Source organism: Paenibacillus sp. MT86 (assembly GCF_058792535.1).
Genome location: NZ_CM179499.1, coordinates 389,710 through 405,848, shown reverse-complemented (window position 1 = coordinate 405,848; position 16,139 = coordinate 389,710). Strand labels below are relative to the sequence as shown.

Below are 16,139 nucleotides of genomic sequence, written 5' to 3'. Positions count from 1 at the left end.
TTTGCATCATTTATTGTAGTATCGAGGCTCCTTCTCGTCAACCATATTTTGACCTGTTTTCATCATGAATTTTGCGGCTCAAGCGGGTTTTCTCCAGCAGCATCTAGCTCTAACAAATAAAGGGAATCAGTCATCCAGATGACCGATTCCCCTACTAAGGTTTACATGTATGGTATGGCCGTTGCCTGTAAATAGGGCTAATGGAATTGCTAAAGTTGGTCGGCCGCAAGCACAACGCTGCCTAATAGCGAACCGTTAACTCATAACGTCCCGACAGCAGCTCAAGTTCAAGCATGCTATCATCCAGGCCGCAGCGAACGATGCCGTCCGGCATGCAGCTTGAAGCTGCTCCTCCCCATATCTCAACACCATCGATCGAGAGACCGGTAATGGGGCGGGAGCTCGGTGAAGCCAATGCAGCGGTAGCGCTCATCGTGCAGGGCAGCTCAAGCCGCATCCGTATGCCGGCTTCGCTGACCCGCTCCCAGCGTACGGCGATCTTGCCTCTTACGGTGGAAACGGAAGCCTCGGCAAAGTCCAGATCCGGCGCGAAAAAGGGGCGAATTCGTGCCGTCGCGAATCCGGGAGCTCCGCTCTGAATCCCGCAGACATACTCCTGCAGCAAGCGGGCGGGATAACCGTTCCATGCATGGCAATGGGATTCGATATCATCCCAGCCTTCCCACATGGTCTCGGCTCCTTGTGCAATCATGTAGCCCCACCCCGGATAATCCGGTTTACTCAGCAAATGGTAGGCCTGATCCTGCAATCCCTCCTCGAACAAAAGACGGAGCAGCGGGAGCGACAATACCGTCTTGCTCTCCCACGGTTTGCCTGCCACGGCCTTCAGTGCAGCCTCCCGGTCTTTTTGCGGCAGGAGCCCCGCATATAATGCCAAAGCATTAACGCCTTGATGGGTGGCAGTCGATCCCGAGCTGTCATGCAGCAGCTTGCCGGAGCCATCGTACAGCCCATTCAGGACGCTGACTTGCAGCTTCTGGGCATGGGCAGCATACGCTGCACTGTCATCTGCCCGGTTCAGCAAGGCAGCGGCTTCGGACAGAATGCGCAACGCCTGCCATGCCTTGATCTGCTGCACGGTCAGATGTTCGCCTTCATGCTCAACCGTCGGGTAGGGCCAATCGCTAATATGCCATCCGCGGCCGACCGGAATCAGGCCTGTTGCCAGCGATATTAACGACAGATAGCCATCAATCATTGCCCGGAGCGGTTCATAATATCGCGAGAGCAGCTCCGTATCTCCGCTAAACTGGTAAAGCTTCCATAGCAAGGTCGCATAATGCAGGTCCCATTCCGGGATTTGAATGAAAAAGTCTGGATGCTCGTAGTTCGATGGGAACACAAAAGGGAAGGAGCCGTCTTCCAATTGGCCGTCCGCAAAGTCCTGCAGCGTCTTATCCAGCACCGGATAGGCATCGAAGTTATAGAGCAGCGTCTCGGCTTGGAGATCGGTATCCGCGAGATACTGCGCCTGTTCCCGATGCGGGCAATCGACCACTTGGCCCAGCACATTATTGCGCTGCGTCTGCAGGCAAACGTCGTACAGCTTGTTTAAGAAGTCAGACGAACACCGAAAATGCCCCGTACGTGCCATGGCCGTACCTGCTGAGCAAATTCGCAGCTGGCCTTCCTCAATCGGTTGCGGATAGCCGGTAATCTCCACATAACGAAAGGCTTTAAAGCTGAAATCCGGCTGCCAATATTCGATCCCCCCGCGTCCATGCATCGTATACAGGTCGTAATAATGATGCGAAGTCTCGTTGCACACTTGATGAACGACCCGCCCGCTGCCATCGAGCGTTTCGGCATACCGCAGCCGTACCGTGACGCCTGCCATACCGGGCAAGGCCAATTGCGGCCAGCCCGATATGATTTTGCCAGCGTCGAATACCTGAATGAGCCCCTCTTCCCCGTTTACGAATGACGGCGCAGCTGCCACGGATGGAATGATGGACTCCAGTTCTTCCGCCTCGGGGAGCTGCTGCCAATGGAGTGACCATGGCTGTGCGGATGGATGAGCAAGAACAACCGAACTGCAGCGTTCCTCTCCAACATCGGACTGCAGCCAGTTCAGTTCCAGAAGAGCCGCATCATAGTCCTCTATGGACGATAAGCGGCGATTCTGCTGATAAGGAGACCCGATGCGATGCGGAATCTGCCTTAAGGCCTGCCATGTCAGATCCGATACAACCATTTGCTCCGTCCCGTCCTCATGCTCCACGTGCAGCTGGAGCAGCATTCCCGGGACGCCGTTCACGTAGTTCTGGCCGCTTCCGCCCAAATAATGAGCGGCAACGCCGATGCAGTTGGCACCGGTCGACAAGAGGGAGGCCACATCATAAGCCAAATAATATTTGCGGTGAGGCACACCCGTCGGTGCGGGTGAACCATAGCCTCCAACCCGTTGTCCGTTAACGAACAATTGGAATACATGGTGGGCGGATACGAATATTTTGGCCCGCGCAACGGCTCCCCGGAGATCAAAGGATTTGCGGAAATAGGCAAAATCATTAAGCTTCATCTCCTCGGACCGCCATATCCATTCGGCACTCCAATCGCCGGGAAACAAGCCCGTATCCCAATATGCCGGTACGCTTTCGCTTTCCTTACCCTGATGGTCCCAGACCGTAACCCGCCACCAGTAACGCGTATTGCTCTGCAGCGGCGGACCATCATACAGAAGGCTTAGGCTTTGGCCACTCCGCCTGCCGCTGTCCCACACCAAATCTTCGTCGTCCCTGTTAGAGAGACCCTCCGCGGAAAGGGACACCCACACCATCACCCTGTAAGCCGCGAACGCCTCTCCGCGCCGATCGCTCTCCAACAGCCAGGAAAAACGGGGAGAAGACACATCCAGCCCCAATGGATTCTCCAGACCATGCACAAGCGGTTTTAGTATCGTAAGCACGCTGCTTCTCCCCTTCCAGACTGTCTATCGGGCGTTAGAATCCATCCATCATGGATTCGATTGATCATGCGGCACGTTCACCTGGGTCACGGCCGCGGTTTCATTGCCGGCTTGATCCGTGACCGTATAAGTGATCGTGTAGATCCTGCCGGAGCCTGCACCCGATCTTGCCGCGCGCAAGCTGAACGAGGTATCCATCGTGCCCAGCTCCGCACCCTGAATATCCTCCGCTTGCAGCTCCTCATTACTTGTAATGGAGGACAGCACGACGGAACCGATATCCGAGACCGAATCGCTGGCGTCGACGGAAGCCGTGACCTGGACCAGCCTCTGGTTAGGCGGCCACAACTTGACCGGGTCCGCCGTTACGTTCGCCACGGGCGCGGTCTGATCGATCTTCAAGGTCAACGACTTGATGGAACCCGGTTCCCCGGCTGGACTCATCGTCCGATAGTCCAGCTCATGAATCCCGTCCGTATCCATGATCATTTCGGAACCGTATGTCTGCCATTCTCCGTCATTCACGCGAAACTGAATGTCGTAGCCGTCCGGCAAGCCATTCGCTGCGCCAAGCTTCACAGTTACCGGGCTTCGGTACCAGCCGTCGTTGCCATCCGGCTGCTCCGGCGTCAAAACGGCGGTAAGCTCTGCCGCCTCCATGCCGTCGGCCAAACCGATGCCGTCCACATGGAAATATCCTCCTTGCCAATGCACCCGGCTTGCCGGCACAAGCCCGATTTTAATTTTGGTGATCCGGTCCTTATAGGCCCAATCCCCTAAGTCAACCGCCAGGTTACTCCACTGCTTCGGCGGAACATTCCCCTCTGCTTCCAGCACATGCTGATCGCTGTACACCTTTACCCGAACGGTATAGGATTCGGCCGCAGGTCCGTTCGAAGGATTGATGCCAAAGAACAGGTAGGGTTTGCCCTCGGCATTCAGCGGCTCGTCGAACAGCTTGGCGATGCCTTTGCTGTCGCCCAGCTGATCTCTGGTCATCACCGTAGCCTTGAGCGTTTGACTGCCGGTCCAGGTGACGGAAGCATCGGTTTCGACGCCGGATACATACTCTGCATGGGTCCAGCCCTCATCGCCGTTCTCAAAATCAAACAGCATTTCCGCGCCCTCCAGCTGCTCCGGAGGAAGTACGGCCGCTGGCGCCGTATCCGGTATCTCCCGCCGAGCAAGCTTGCCGGCATCGAAGGTTGGCGCGATATCCTGCCAGTCGGCGATGCCAATGATCGGCTTCGCGAATTCCGTCACCTCCAGCGAACGTTCCGTGTCGATATACTTAAAGACATCATACACCAGCTTGTGCTCCGCAGGAATGTTGGCACCCCTCGTCGTATCCGGATCATGCGTCCACAATCCGAGATTCAAGCCGTACTCTTCGGCATGGTCCACATGCCGGTGCAGAATGAAGGAGTCGATGCCGTCAAGGAAGTCCGTAATGTAATAGGCATACGCATAGGCTGCCGCCTGCAGCTGCTGGCCTTCAGGCGAATTGTCGCCGCTGTGGAAGCCCTGCTCCGACAGGATAATCCGGCGCGCCTCATCGCCGTACATGAACTTCGGCTGCTTCATGTAATCAACGAGGACGTGCAGGTTTTTAAACGTAATTTTCGGCGTATCGAACTGCTCGAGCGACTGCGGAGCAACCCAGGCTCTCGGATCGAACAGGTTTTCCGGGTAAGGATGATAAGCGATATGCCACGGAATGTCGCCCTCTGCAGCGATCTCCGACTGAAGCGTATCGATGATCGATCGGCCGTCGAACGAGCCGATCTGCGTGGACGGCAGCTGCTGATCCCAGTTATGCGTCAGCGAAATATACACTCTGGCGTTGCTGTAAAAGCTTTTTACGACGGTATTCGTTATTCTCACGGTCCGGGCATAGTCCTGAACGAATTCCCTGACCGTTTTATCGTTGCCCATATTGTACCAGGTCTCCCCGGCGTCCACCTCGTTGCCAACGATGTAATTGACGGCTCTGCCGTATTTCTCGTCCTCGCGCGAGTAGCGCTCCGCCAGGAAAGCGGTGATGGCTTTATAATACTTCGTCCCTAGCTCATCCGTCGTGTTAAATGCATAGACGATGCCTTCCGTGGCATCCGGATGGAGCAAATACCGGTTAGGCGTGGTATCGTCCATTCCCCCCTTATACATGAGGAGGATCAGGGATACCGTCACTCCGTTATCGGACAAACTCTTGATGGAATTATCCCGCTCCTCGATCCAATCCTTCTTGAAGTAGAAGGTCTCCCCTTCGTAGGAATATTCGAACGTATTGGCCGGATTGACGGCCCCGTTCATGTACAGGGCGTTATTGTAATCCACGTTCAGTGCGGCATGGCTGATGCCGAGGTCCTCCGCATCGCCGACCATCTGCACCTGCAGCCCCTTCTTGCTCTTCGCCACTGGGAACGGATACGTATTCGGCGCAAGAATCTCGGGGTTGCTTACGTATTTAGCGCGATCTACGAGCTCCAGCGATCCGTCCGGAAGCATGGCCGCGACAGCAAATTTGGATTGCAGGCGGGTATGTCCCTCTTCTCCTGCCAGGTCCAGCTCAAACATAAATTGTTCTTGAATCCCCTGTTCGGCAATCGGCTCTCGATTCGCCAGATCCCTTTCGGATTCATAGGGCTGCAGCTCAAACAATTGGAGCTCTCCGCCTTCATAAAGCTCCGCTTCCCCGGGCTTTAATGCGCCCTCGATCACGATCCGGTCCCGGGAAGCCGCGATCTCATGCCTCGTAAGCTCCCCGGGGAAAACCTCGATCGGTGCCAGCTGTTTGAATCGGATCTGATCGATGCCGACTTCTCCCGTGATTGCCCCTCCGTCGCTCAAGAACGTCAACCGGAACTGCTTCAGGCTGCCGCTCCACTCCGAATGCAGCGACAGATTAAATTCCTGTTCAACGGATTGGCTGTTATTCGCTTCGATGTCGAACACCTCCGATTTCGCTTCATCCCAATCGGGGCTTTCCTCCGTGATCCATTCGACCTTCACTTTGTTGAATGGCGACTCGTTCCTCCATTTGACGCTTAATGTATTGTAATGATCGATATCCTGGATGATCACCGGAGATTGCAATACGGGAGCGGCACTTGTCAATGCTAATCGGAGCTCACCGCCGGCTGCGCCTACCTCGGCACCTTGGGCGGTAAACCCTTCCGTTTCCCCGTCCACGTTAAAATCCATGCCGATGGCGTTCGATCCGCTGAGATAATCGATCTGGTAATTGCCGCCCCAGAATTCGTATCCCGGATCGCCCGGCTTCAGTCCGCCGTGATCGAAGTTGAGCATGAACGCGAATTCGATCTTGGTGACGTGGTCCCGCTGGGTCCAGTCCTTGACGGACACCGCTACTTTGCTCCAGCTGTTCGGATTGATTTGGGCAATGCTCTCATAGGAATCTTCGCCGCTGAACAGGGTAACCTTGATCAGATAGTCCTCTGTCTGCCATCCGTAACAGTTTGCGGCAAACGTAAGATAATTCACCCCCGACAAGTCGAGCGGCTGATCGAAATCCCTGGATACCGTTCTCCATTCATAGGCTTTGACTTCATCCGACCACACCTCGAGCACGTGGCTTCCCTCATATGGAGAATTCGGGCCGTTGGCATAACGGTCGACGTAGGTGACTTTCTCCGCCCCGGCTCCGCTGGTCCATTTACCTGGCTGGTTTACCGCATCGGGCTCGTTAAAATCGTCAATGACAATCGAAGGCGTGTAACCCGTCACGTTCAGCACATGGGGAGATGCCTTTAAATCCGGATCATACGTGCCCGCAAACACGATCCCGGCGGGATACGCTTGCAGGGTGAGCGCCAGCAGGACGGAATACAGCAGCAGCCTTTTAAACCCCTTCAACTTCATTACGCTTGTTCCTCCTCAAAATGGATTCTGTTGATACGATTACCGCAGTTCGACGCCATTCACCCCCTTTCCAAACCCCTATTCGCTCGTCTCCAAGCCGATCGCCTTAATCTCTGATTCTAAGCACAAGCTCCGTCCCGTCGATCGCTTTCACGGTAATTCCCTCCGGAATCGTGAGCTCGTATTTCAGTTTCCCTCCCTTCTCTCTCTTCCAGCTTGCTTCCATCATGCCAAAGCGCGTCGGCACAGCGCCTTCCGCCCAATCGAGATCACCGGCATGCGGGGCAAGATATACCTCCTGCTCGCCGAGTCTGCTTAAATCAAGGCCCAACACGGATTGCGTCAAAATATAACTCGGCGATGCGCCCCAGCCGTGACTAAAGCTCACGGGAATATGATCAACTAAATAAGTTGGCGTATTGCCTTGATAAGCGCTCGGCACGGTACAGGCCGGCGTTGATGGATCATACGTCTCCCACCAGGTGGTCGCTCCCCGGTCCAGCATGCCGCCCCAATAGCTTCTAATGATCTCCAAAGCGCGGTCTACGCGTCCTTTGCTCATCAGCGTCTCCAGAACCACATGATAGAAAAAAGCGCCTTTTAACGGCGGCAGCTTTCCGCCGTCGTACCATTCGTCCAGGAAGCGGTCCTCTTCCGCCGGGTCCATCAGGCCGGACCATATCGCCGCAAAGTTGGTCTGAGCCGTGATCTGCTTCGATAATCCGTCCGATCCGATGCAATCCGCAAACACGATCTCGCCGGGGGGCCGCATCTGCTCCCTTATGGCAGCGCGAAGCTGGACCGCCTGGTCCTTCCACTGCCCTGCCAGCTCGTCGCGTCCGGTCTCTTGCGCCAGCTCCGCCGCCAACCCGAGCGCCTTGTAATAGAAGCAGGAGACGGCCGTCACCCGGTCGCGCCGGTCGATGTAATCGGCCCAGTCGATAAAGCACCACCAGCCAGGCCGGTCGGCGCCGGCAAACAGGCCATCCCGATCCTCCTGCAGCGCGAACCACGCCATCAACCGTGTAATGGCCGGCCAGATTTCTTCCAGGAAATCGCGGTCCTTCGTATACCGCCAGTGGGAATGCACGCCGAACAACCAATGCGCGCAGAAATCGGGCAGCAGGAACGAGTTTCGTTCCGGGCCGGTACCGGGTATGGAGCCGTCGTCATTCTGAATCCGCGCCCCTTGCAAGAGACATTTGCGCAGCAGCCGATCATCGCCGAACGCGTGGTAGATGACTTTGCCCATGACCACGGCATCGGCTACCCAGAGCGCCTTCTCGCGCAGCGGGCAATCCTCCAGATGATCCTGGCTGTTCACCAGCGTCGTATACGCCCCGACCTCCCAAATCCGGTTCAGGCGCTCATCGCTGCAGCGAAAAAAGCCGGATTCGTCAAACGGATAGTGGACGGATTCGACGCCGAAGCGCGATATCGTCAGCGCGGCCGGCGTCGCCTGTGCCGTAACCTGAAGGAAACGGAAAGCCCGGCGGCCAAAGGGCTTCAGCCGATTTCGCCCTTTGCGCAGGATGAAGGTATCGTACAATTGCAGCTCCAGCGATTCTCCGTACGACAGTTGGATCACGCCGCCCGCAGGCGCGTCCAGCTCCAGCTCGGGATACCCCACGATTTCGCTAGCAAAGTCATATACAACACCCGGCAGCGAGCCGGGCATGCTGGCATCAAGCGTCCAGCCTGTTGTACCTGCCGCTAACCGACCTGGATCTCTTTCTGTTTCCGCCGAGTCCTCTTGCAAGCCAAACGCTTCATGACCCCGAGGGGCACGCTCCGGCGAACCGAACGCTTCCGTGCTGCCTAAGCGATTCCGCAGCATGCCCGACTCCCCCAGGCTGACGCCGAAATTGGCCTCGGTCCGCACGATCGCTGCCGGACTAACCCATTCCCTGTGCAGCGGAGGAATCTCCCGCGGAAGCAGTCGCGGCCATGGCGAATCCGGATCCATTGCTTTGGCGATAACCACCGCCCCGCTCCAGGAGGAATCGTCGTAGGCGGATTCCTCCCATCCGTCCTCCTGCTGCGCGAGATAAACTTCGCGGAATCCGTTCCACTGATGCTGGCGCGACACCTGGGCCATCCATCTTGGCGATCGCCGGACCTTCCAATCCGCATCCGTGGCGGCCACGCAGAACACTCCGTTCCCGCGCTCGATCTCAAGCTCGGCAATCAATCCCCCCGGCCCTTGCATCTGGCCTGTCACGATATCGGTCGAACCGAAATTGTAGGCGACGATGGCCAGCACATTCCTACCTTTCGGAAGCAGCGGGGTCACATCGATCTCGTCGTAATATTTCCACTGCTGGTCGGCAGGTGAAGGGCCCCTCCCGACCACGGTACCATTGACATAGAGCAAGTACTCCTGGTTGGCTGACACGTACAATCGGCCCGCCATCGGCGCTTCCTGCAAGTCAAAGCTCCTTCTCGCTTCCAGATACACGTTGGCCGTATTCGGGGGGAAATCTCCCCAAATCCAGCTCGCTTGCCAGTGATCTTTCATCATGCCCTCCCTGCCAGCTCGGCTTCCCCGATGCGAGCTGATTTGATCATGCGGCCATGCTCAAGCTTCCATTCCACCTTAATCAAGCCCCTGGGACTTGGAATCACGCCCCGTGCGGCCGTGAGCCCTCCGATCGCATGAGGCTCAAAAGCGATGCGGGCATATCCGGGCTCAAGCGCGCGTATCCCCAGGACATACCTGGCAATCCAGACCACCGGCGTGCTCGACCAGCTGTGGCACAAACTCATCCGATAGGAATCGTACGCGGTATACGTGGTCAGGGCATGGTGAATATCGCTGCTCGGCGTCAGCCTGATCCCCTCCCAGAAAGTGGTTGCTCCTGCATCCAGCATCGTTCCCCAGACCGTAGCGATAACCGCCCACGCCCGTTCGTGCATGCCGTACTCCGAATAGCATTCCGCCAGCCAGTAAGCGGACAATGGCGTGAGCGGGTCCCCCAGCCGATAGTCGAGGAGAAATTTGCGTGCGCTGTCTTCTCCCACATACCCGCTCTTAATGCCGATGACCGAGGTGAGCAGCGCGTATGACGGCCCGATGAACTGCTTTTCCTTAAGCTCCGCTTGCGGTTCATCCCAATGGAGCCCGAGCTCCGGCATGTAATCCGCCAGCTGCTTCATTTGGCTCTTCGCCATGCCGTAAATCGCGTTCAGGCACGCCCACGATTCAGACGTCCCCATGGGCGACCATTCGATAAAGGAATGTGCTTCACTGGCATCCGGCATGAAAATCCCGCTGCACGGATCCGCATTCGCCTTCACCCAAGCGATATGCCGCTGCAGATCCTCCCTTATTTCCCATACGAATTCGCGGTCTCCCGTCTCGAAGTAGTAATCCCATATGCTGCTGAGCCACCACAGCGTATAGGAGGGGAGATTGTTCATCCAATAGCCGTAAGGGGTCCGCCCCAGCTCCCGGAGCGACCGCTTCAATACCGAATAATCGTCCCAGAGCGAGTATTCGGTTTTGGCGGCCAGGTAAATATCGTAAGCCCAATTGAGGCGGTCCCGCTTGATGCCGTCCCACAATCCGATTTGATGGCAGACCCGGCTGGTATGCACCGACACCTCATAGATGCGCTGCAGAAGGTCGTTGTCCGTCTGCAGCTGCCCCGCCTGGTTCAGCGCGGCGCCGGCTGCCTCCAATCGGAGCTCGATATGGAATGTTCCTCCATCGTCCCCGCTTACGTAAATTTGCACGTACCGCATGCCCTGGGGATTCGTTGCCGACAGGCTCCCCGGCGGAATCGCCAACCACTCGGTCATGCATCCGTCATAATGCCGCAGCTCCTGCAAGGATTCAGCGCCATTCCACAGCAAACCGATCTCGGAATCGCCGTGGTTGGTCACCTTCATCCGCACATTGAGCTCATGGGGCAATTCCAGCAGCAGCTTCGGCATCCGGCTCAAATCCAGCCCTTTCTGCTGAGTCCTGCGTTCCTTCCATTCCCCCTGCTTCAGAAGATGATAAAAAATATGCCGTTCATTCCGGGACTCCACTTCGCCTAGGACAATTCGCCCCCCGGCCGTTCCATTCATCTGAATTACACCATCTATGCCGCTGACCGCTTCCACTCCGGCTGCGGACATGACTCTTATGCCTTGGACAGGCTCGACCACGATATCGCCGTATCCTCCGGCAATAAACCAAGGAGGCGCATGATCCAGGTCTCCGAAAGGCTCCTCGCCCCAAACGCATACCACCTCCGCCGGGCCGTCCCCGGCCTCCCAGGTATCATCCGTTGCCAGCCATAAGCCTTCGCTTCCGCTCAAGTAGGCGATGCATCCCACCGAGCGGTCATGCAGATGCATATTGATGGGATGCATCGGCATCGGCTCCGTATTTCGGAGCTCGATTCGGAGCGTATAGGCTCCAGGCTCCAAACCGCCGGGGAGCCCCTCTACCGGATAAAATGCGGACGTGTGCCTGGCATGCTCCGGAAAATGGCCGATCACGGCATCGTTCAGCCTGATCTCGGCTTCTCCCGTACAGGCGATTCTCATCTCTAGCTGCTCAACCGCGGCATGCAGGACAAAGGTTTTTTCCAGTACGACATGCCGCCGGCCCTCACGTTCCCTGTGCCAGATCCAGCTGGGTATCTTCTCCGCTTGTCTGTGTATATTCATCCATCTCTCTCCATTTGGTCCGTCGTTTTATATTTTTAAAGCTCCTTGCGTAACGCCCTGAATGTAATACTTCATCCCGAAGCTGAACAGCAGCACCAGCGGAATCGCCGAAATGATGTACGCCGCGAATTCCACGCCCATGTTGGAGATGCCGAACTGGTTCGTGAATTGCGTAAGCCCGACGCCAATCATCTGGATGCTGTTCGATTTAATGGTCAAAAGCGGCCAGATGTAATCGTTATAGATCCCGACGGACTGCATGATCATCAAGGTCATGAGAACGGGAACGGACAGCGGCAGCACCATTCTTGTGAACACCACGAATTCTCCCGCACCGTCGATTTTGGCGGCATCAAACAGCTCGTTGGAAATGCCCGCCATGAAGCTCCTGCACAGAAAGGTGCCGAAAATCTGGCCGCCCGCTGCCGCGCTGATAATGATGACCCACGGCGTATTCACCAGCCCCAGATTCGCATACAGCACATAGGAAGGGATCAGCGTCATGACGCCTGGTATCATCATGATGGCCAGCATCAACATGAACAGCACCTCCTTGCCGAGAAAGTCCTTCTTGGCGAAGGTATAGCCGGCAACGGCGGACAGGGCCACGACCAGGGTGCCGCCCACCGCCGCATACAGCACCGTATTCAAGGTATACCGCCAGATCGCCGCGAAGGCTTCCGCATAATTCGCGGTCTGCGCGGGGATCGGCATCGTCCAGATGCCTCCGAGAATCTGCGCGTTATTTTTGAAGGAAGAAATCAGGGTGAAGGCAATAGGGGCGAGGGTCAACGCAACAAAAACGATAAGCAGCACATAAAGCCCCGACTGATGAACGAGTCTAGCCTTAGCATTCATGCCGTTTCCCTCCTAATCCGTATTGGTTTTGATGAATTTCATATTGATGACCGTAATCACCATGATGATGGCGAACATGCTGACGCCAAGCGCCGACGCATAGCCCAGGTCATTGAATTTCGTTGCGGCAAAATACATCTGCAGCGCCGGCACATAGGTCGAGTCGGCAGGCCCCCCGCCGGTCACGATCAGGATGGAGCCGAAGTCCTGAATGATGCCGATCAGCGCGAGCACGATCAGCAGCTTGAATTGTCCCGCCAGCAGCGGCAGGTGAATCGCCCGGATAATGCGAAAAGGTTTGGCGCCGTCGATTCTCGCCGCTTCGATCACTTCTTCCGGAATGGCAATCAGCCCCGAGTACATCACCAGCAGCTGCAGGATGCCGACGAACGGGAAGCCCATCATTATGATGGCCCACAGCGCCGTATTCGGGTCACCCAGCCAAGGATGGCTTAGCGAGCCGAGTCCGATCATGCGCAGCAGCTGGTTCACAAGGCCGATGTTCGGATCGTACATGTCCTGCCAGACCAGCAGCATGCCAACGGATGGAATGACCATGGAAATGACGAAAAACGTGCGGAATACATACTGGGACCTTTTGCTTCTCAGATGATAGATCAGCTCCGCCACGATCAGCGGCGGAATGAGCGCCTTGAACAATCCGGTGGCGATGAGGATGAGCAGATTGCCCACGCCTTTGGTGACGTACGGATCGTTCGCCATGCGCCTGAAATTGTCCAGCCCGATAAACTCGCTTCTTGCCCCGGGATTCCAGTCGTACAAAGAATGAATCAAGCCGGAGAACGCCGGGATATACAGAAATATGATAAGGAGCGTAAAGCTGGGGAGCAGCATGGCATACGCCAGTTTGCTCTTCCACAACCGGTGAAGAATGTAAGGTTTTTTGCGCCATAACCAGAAAAATAACAGGGCCGTCAACAGAACGAATACGATCACGGCCGCTACCTGTACCACGGTTTTGACCATCGCCGCCTGTTTGCCTTGCTCCAGCACGGCCCCGACTTCATATTGGAAGACGGCTCCTTTATCCGAGCCTGCGAAGAGCCGCGTGCCGTCTTTGCTGAACCGGATTTGCTGGCCGGCTCCGGCCTCCTTCGTGCTCCACAACAAATCGCCGTCTTGATTGGCCACGTAATAATTGCCCGAGTAATCCGCTACCCCGATAAACTCCCCGTCATGGGTGACATGAACGGAGGTCACTTTATCCTTGGTCAACAATTCGCCAAGCCTGCTGCCCTCCGCCGAATAGAAGACCGCTTTATTGCTGGACGTTCCGACCACCATCGTTCCGTTATCCGCAACGGAAGCATGAAGAATGTCGCCCTCCAGCGGCGTCTGGAATTGCAGCTCGTCGGCAGGATTGAACAAATAGGCATACTGGTTAGCGGCTCCGGCTGCCAGCCATTGCCCGTTCGGGGATACCGCGGCGCTCTTCACCGCGATGCCGATCGGAATTTCACGCAGCGTTTGTCCTTGTTCGTCCAGCACATGCACCAAACTTTCGTTATGCAGCGTCACGATAGCCAGCTTGCCGTCGGGCGTTGCCGACAGATTCTTGATCATTTTCTTAAAATCCCGCTTCCACAGCTCCTTGCCGTCAGCACTCAGCATATAAAGATGCCGGTCATCGGAAGTGACGAGCATGCGGCCGTCATTCAGGAGGGCGACACCGGTCACGACGTTGTTTGCCATGAATTCGAATCGCTGGGTGCCGTCACGCTGAAGAAGAATGGCACTCGCATTCTGCGTACCGACCGCCACCAGCTCGCCGTTTTCCGATATGGACAAGGCTTTGATCGTAAGGCCCTGCTCCATCGTCCAGATCGGCTCAGAGGCATGGATCGGCTGGGCATATAGAAATAGCAGCAGCGAAGCCAGCAGGCAGGAATATATTGTTCTCATCACCTTCGTGTTCACACTCCCTTCCATGCCAAGTGAACCCGCAGAACTCCACCGATGAAGGCGAAGTCCTGCACCTTACAGTTATTCACAGCCTTCTAATGCTACTGTCTGACAGGCGGCTGACGCTCCGGATTCTCGATATCGGAGAGTTCTTTTTTGCGTTCCTTGAGCATGGCTTCGAATTTGGCGTCAATATCCGCCTGGTACTGCTTCAGCAGCTGATCCACATCGATTTCATCGTTGAAGTATTTGGAGATCAGACCGATATAGCTTTGCACGGACGGCTGATAGTCATGGAGACCGCGGGCCAACACGTTGCCCGGGCTGTTCAGCCCTTCCGTATTCCCGATCGCGTCAAACGATTCGAACGTCTTCTTCATTTCTTCCGGCAGCTCGATATCGTTAAGCAGCGGCGCGCCGTTCAGGGAGGCGTCTTTGGAATTTTGGACGGCTTCCAGGTACACTTTATATCCTTCCGGGCTGGTCAAATACATCATGAAATCCACGTTCAGGGCGGTTTGCTCCGCATTCTTCTTCACGAAGCCGTAGAAGCCGGTGTAGATGTGAATCGTTCTCGCCGGAGCCTGGACCAGCTCCCCTTCCATGGAAGGCATGTTGAAGAATCCGAAGTCGAAGGATTTCACGCCGCCGCTCTCTCCCGTTTTTTCCGCATCGGCAAAATCCTTGGGAAGCTGCCAATAGGAGGACGGAAGCGCGACCATGGTTGCGGCCTTGCCTGTCAGGAAGAGCTTGTAGGCCTGCTCCTCGGACATGCCCATAAAACCGTCCGGCGCGTAACCGAACAAGGTTTTCAGATTTGTCATGACTTCGCGCCACGCCGGATTGCCCTCGACTTTATACGGGCCGACTTTGTTTTTGATCGCCTGGTACATCCGCAGCTCGTTCGTCGATACTTTGGAACGGGAATCGTTGTACGGGTCGCTCAGGTCGAACTTCCAGTTATCGTCGATGTTTGGCATGTACGTATAATCTTCCGGCTTTGATTTGATCAGCTCCACGTAATCGCGGAAGTACTGGTCCGGATAAATGCGCATGAGCCAGCCCGCCTGACCGCTCCACAGGGAGAGCGCGTTGCCACCGATCGTGAACGGGATATGACCCGCCGCCTTCAGTTTGTCGTAGGTCGCGATGAGTTCATCGAACGTTTTAGGGGTATCGGTAATCCCCGCTTTCTCGAACATCTCTTTGTTGTACATCCAGAGGATTTGAACCGATTCAAAGTTAAGCGCTTGCAAAGTTTGCAGGTTAGGGTCATCCAGATTGACGCCCATGCCGTCCAGGTTGAAGCTTTCCTTCCAGAGCTTTCCGGTGTATGGGTTCTCCGTCTCCAGCCAAGGCTTGAAGTCCACGAATTTCTGGTCTTCGTTCAGGTCGCTGTTTTCATTCGTGTTCACAAAATCGGCTTCCGGCTCTCCGGCGGCAAACTGAGCCTACAGCCATTCGCGGTAGCCCTCGGCCGGCTTGATATCCACGACGACCTTCACGTCCGGATGCTTAGCCATGTAAGCGTCGGCTACCTTGCCCCAAACCTCGGCTGAGGCACCGCGCAAGGATATTTGGATCGTGCCGCTTTTAGATTTTTCGGTATCTTCTCCGGCTGATTCGGCTGGTGTTTTGTTATCCGTTGGGGTAGGCTGTTCGGATGGTGACGGGCTGGCGGTATTGGGTCCGCTGCTGGTACAGCCCGCTGCGATGATGATCATTAGTGAGGAAATCAAAATGAGGCTTACGATTTTTCTAAAATGGATCATGACGTTCACTCCCCTAAGCGTTTAATGAATTCGCTTACATTTATGTGAAGTCTTAGATGTCTAAATTGGACCCGCATCACTCCCTTCAAGGTTAACAGGGTGCAAAAACGTTT

8 protein-coding genes are annotated in these 16,139 nt (G+C 55.9%); all 8 read right to left on the bottom strand.

Going from position 1 to position 16,139, the window contains the following annotated elements; all coding sequences use genetic code 11:
• Nucleotides 1-241: 241 nt before the first annotated feature.
• The 8 genes from AC3RCL_RS01755 to AC3RCL_RS01720 all read right to left on the bottom strand — a co-directional run bounded on the left by AC3RCL_RS01755 (nt 242) and on the right by AC3RCL_RS01720 (nt 16,026).
• Nucleotides 242-2,929 carry a family 78 glycoside hydrolase catalytic domain gene (locus tag AC3RCL_RS01755; RefSeq protein WP_492534347.1) on the bottom strand — a complete coding sequence of 896 codons (2,688 nt, stop codon included), beginning with the start codon at nt 2,927-2,929 and terminating at the stop codon, nt 242-244.
• 48 nt (nt 2,930-2,977) lie between these two features.
• Nucleotides 2,978-6,811, bottom strand: coding sequence for a DUF5722 domain-containing protein (locus AC3RCL_RS01750; RefSeq protein WP_492534345.1), 3,834 nt, complete (start codon nt 6,809-6,811; stop codon nt 2,978-2,980).
• Between the two features lie 106 nt (nt 6,812-6,917).
• Nucleotides 6,918-9,332, bottom strand: coding sequence for a glycoside hydrolase family 78 protein (locus AC3RCL_RS01745; RefSeq protein ID WP_261979533.1), 2,415 nt, complete (start codon nt 9,330-9,332; stop codon nt 6,918-6,920).
• Nucleotides 9,329-11,473, bottom strand: coding sequence for an alpha-L-rhamnosidase C-terminal domain-containing protein (locus AC3RCL_RS01740; RefSeq protein ID WP_012818571.1), 2,145 nt, complete (start codon nt 11,471-11,473; stop codon nt 9,329-9,331). The genes AC3RCL_RS01745 and AC3RCL_RS01740 overlap by 4 nt, the downstream gene beginning before the upstream one ends.
• A 27-nt stretch (nt 11,474-11,500) precedes the next feature.
• Complete coding sequence (locus AC3RCL_RS01735) at nt 11,501-12,331, bottom strand: carbohydrate ABC transporter permease (protein WP_012818570.1); 831 nt, start codon at nt 12,329-12,331, stop codon at nt 11,501-11,503.
• Between the two features lie 12 nt (nt 12,332-12,343).
• Nucleotides 12,344-14,254 (bottom strand): ABC transporter permease subunit, encoded by a 1,911-nt coding sequence (locus tag AC3RCL_RS01730; RefSeq protein WP_261979731.1) that lies wholly within the window; start codon nt 14,252-14,254, stop codon nt 12,344-12,346.
• 101 nt (nt 14,255-14,355) lie between these two features.
• Nucleotides 14,356-15,669 carry an ABC transporter substrate-binding protein gene (locus AC3RCL_RS01725; protein ID WP_492534342.1) on the bottom strand — a complete coding sequence of 438 codons (1,314 nt, stop codon included), beginning with the start codon at nt 15,667-15,669 and terminating at the stop codon, nt 14,356-14,358.
• 36 nt (nt 15,670-15,705) lie between these two features.
• A complete protein-coding gene (locus AC3RCL_RS01720; RefSeq protein WP_492534340.1) occupies nt 15,706-16,026 on the bottom strand; it encodes a hypothetical protein in 321 nt (106 codons plus the stop codon).
• Nucleotides 16,027-16,139 lie beyond the last annotated feature (113 nt).

What these genes read in the sequence shown, in the direction of transcription:
- AC3RCL_RS01750 (WP_492534345.1), bottom strand. Translation starts at nt 6,811, where the DNA reads ATGAAGTTGAAGGGGTTTAAAAGGCTGCTGCTGTATTCCGTCCTGCTG.
- AC3RCL_RS01730 (WP_261979731.1), bottom strand. Translation starts at nt 14,254, where the DNA reads ATGAGAACAATATATTCCTGCCTGCTGGCTTCGCTGCTGCTATTTCTA.
- AC3RCL_RS01720 (WP_492534340.1), bottom strand. Translation starts at nt 16,026, where the DNA reads ATGATCCATTTTAGAAAAATCGTAAGCCTCATTTTGATTTCCTCACTA.
- AC3RCL_RS01740 (WP_012818571.1), bottom strand. Translation starts at nt 11,473, where the DNA reads ATGAATATACACAGACAAGCGGAGAAGATACCCAGCTGGATCTGGCAC.
- AC3RCL_RS01735 (WP_012818570.1), bottom strand. Translation starts at nt 12,331, where the DNA reads ATGAATGCTAAGGCTAGACTCGTTCATCAGTCGGGGCTTTATGTGCTG.
- AC3RCL_RS01745 (WP_261979533.1), bottom strand. Translation starts at nt 9,332, where the DNA reads ATGATGAAAGATCACTGGCAAGCGAGCTGGATTTGGGGAGATTTCCCC.